Origin of the sequence: Limosilactobacillus panis DSM 6035, assembly GCF_001435935.1 — a bacterium.
In the GTDB taxonomy this organism is placed as follows: Bacteria; Bacillota; Bacilli; order Lactobacillales; family Lactobacillaceae; genus Limosilactobacillus; species Limosilactobacillus panis.
This window is the reverse complement of the sequence record NZ_AZGM01000122.1, coordinates 1-2613: the sequence shown is the minus strand read 5'-3', so window position 1 is coordinate 2613 and position 2613 is coordinate 1. Positions and strand designations below refer to the sequence as shown.

The following is a 2613-nucleotide window of genomic DNA, read 5'->3' as shown; positions in this document are numbered from 1 at the left end:
CGTAAGAGTTCTTGCGTTTTTTATTTTTTTCGTCCAAAAGCCCTGAACCACAATGAATTCATTGCAATTCAGGGCTTTCAAGTTTCAGTTATCAATCTTGATACCCTTATTCAACTTGAGATTAGCATTAAAGCCGGAGATTGCACTGTTGTAAATTGTTGGAAAGGCTTCAGCAACGTCAGGACGTGCCTCTAACTTCACTTCAGTCAGGCCAAGTTCTTGCCCCTTCTCGTTTACCAAGATCAAGTATGGGTGAACGTCCTTCATCGTCATCGTAGCATTGCTTGCCATCCAACCAGTAATCTGGTAACTACCATCCTTGTTTTCAGTGAAACTATCAATGTTTGAGGCGTGCTGGCTAGGATTAATCTTGATAGCATCTTTAAACCAGTAATCTGTATATTGACTTGAATTGTTTGGATCAATTGCGTACCGGCTAACTAAAGTATAGGTTCCCGGTTTAAGCTTCAAATTATCAAAGCTGGCCGTAAAGCCAGAATTACCGGCGGTCTTGATTCCCTTAAACGCTGCAGCCACGTCCGGACGCGCGTCATTGGCAACTTGAACCCGGGCGACTTCTTTATTATTGCTGTCTAAGAGAATCAACCAGTGGTTGGATTCTAATTCCGATATATCAGTCGCGTGCCAACCAGTAACTTGGAGTTTTCCATTACTAATATCAAAGCCATCGAGGTTTGCAACGTTTTCCCGGTTAGGGTTAAACGTCAGGTGCCTGTTAACGAACCACCAAGTAACATTGGCACCAGTGCCCCCATTACCTTCATTACTGGTTGAATACCGACTAATCAGTGAGTAGGTATGACCAGCTACCAGGACAACCGGGTCAAAGGAAGTGTCGAAGCCAGAGTTGCCGGCGGTCTTGATTGATGGGCAGGCTTTAGCTACATCCGGACGTGCAATGTTAACGACGAGCTTTGAAGCAACCTGCTTTTTAGCGGTATCATCCCACAAAATTAGAAAGTGATTTTGAGTAACTGTCGACCAGTCGGTGGCATTCCAGCCAGCAGCATGAACACGACCGTCCTTAAGCTCAAATGTATCCAGGGAACCCTCAATTGTTGTACTTCCCTTAATTAACTTTTGAGCGGGGAACCAATAATCAACACGTTGTCCCTCGCCATTCACCATATCGCTGCTGTAACGACTAACGACTTGTAAACTATCAATCAGGTTAACACCCTTGAGACTGAAAACGCCTTCAAACCCAGACTTATCGGCATTTAAAATAGTTGGATTTACCTTAGCAACATCGGCCCGTTCAAAGTTAATAACTTTTTGACGGCTAATCTCCTTGTGGGTTGTAGCGTCAAATAAGATTAGCCAGTGGTATGGGAAATTAAGAGACTGACTAGTAGCGTTCCAGCCACTAACCTTCAGTTGATTATTTCCCCATGTCCCAAAACTATCCAACCATGCCTGATTAGTACTTGGCTCTATTGTATAAAGATTAGGGAAGTAAAAATTTACAGCTGAGTTTGCATCAGGGACATTTCCAGCAGGATCAATAGTCCAGCGGGACATAACTTGAAGCCTATCACCAACCTTAATCTTATTCAGATTCAAAGTAATAGGAACATCAAAGCCAGACTTAGCCGCGTTCCACACATTGTCTACCTTGACAACATCCTGACGGTCACTAGTGGCAGTATCAACTTGGTAACGTCCTACTTCTTGACCATTATTATCTTTATCCAGGACAAAAATATAGTGATACGGTTTACCTTTGCTATCATTCGTGGCATTCCAACCGACCACATGGAGCTGGTTATTAGTAATGTTCGTAACATCTAGCGAACCAAAATTACCTTTAATACTTAAATCAACATTCTTGTTACTCTGGTCACCTTGGTCGTCAGTTGGCTTTTTACCATTATTGTCTTGCTGGTTGTTCTGGTTACCTTTATTATCATTGTTTGGGGTACCCTTGCTGCCACTCGGCTGATTTCCCTTATCATCTGGTTGGGTGTCCTTGCTACCCTTATTATCATTGTTTGGGGTACCCTTGTTGCCACTCGGCTGATTTCCCTTATCACCTGGTTGGGTGTCCTTGCTACCCTTATTATCATTGTTTGGGGTACTCTTGTTGCCACTCGGCTGATTTCCCTTATTATCTTGCTGGGCGCTTTGTTTACCCGTCAGTTGATTACTCTTGTTACTCTGTTGAGTATTCTGAGTATTATTTGTTGTCGGCTGGTCAGTCTGTCCCTGACTAGTTTGGTTATCGGTCTGATTATTAGTTGCCGCTTTATCGGTAGCAGATGTCGTCTGCTTAGCAGCTGGGGTTGGCTGCGTAGGCTGCGCAGTATCAGCATTTGCCGATGGGCCATAAGCCATTCCCGCGGTTAAGGCAAAGGTGGCAACTGCTGCTGAAACCCACAGCTTTCCGCTCTTGTACATCTTGTAATGCTTTTTCGTTTCCATGGTTATCCTCCAAAAAGTTCAATCCATTTAATTTTACATTGTCAGTATAACATACCACCGTATCCGGTTTCACAGAAAGTGATGGAGTAACCTGCAACTAAAAATAAAAAGGGGGTGTGACAAAAAGCCTCTGAATCAGAAGCTCCATTCGGAATTTAACAAAAATTCTGA

General features: G+C 43.4%; 1 protein-coding gene. It reads right to left on the bottom strand.

Annotation, left to right across the window (positions count from 1 at the left end; all coding sequences use genetic code 11):
• Positions 1–84: 84 nt before the first annotated feature.
• Positions 85–2442, bottom strand: coding sequence for a KxYKxGKxW signal peptide domain-containing protein (locus FD32_RS07235; protein WP_047769948.1), 2358 nt, complete (start codon positions 2440–2442; stop codon positions 85–87).
• Positions 2443–2613: the final 171 nt, after the last annotated feature.

Excerpts from the sequence above, each read along its gene's own strand:
- FD32_RS07235 (WP_047769948.1), bottom strand. The coding sequence starts at position 2,442 with ATGGAAACGAAAAAGCATTACAAGATGTACAAGAGCGGAAAGCTGTGG.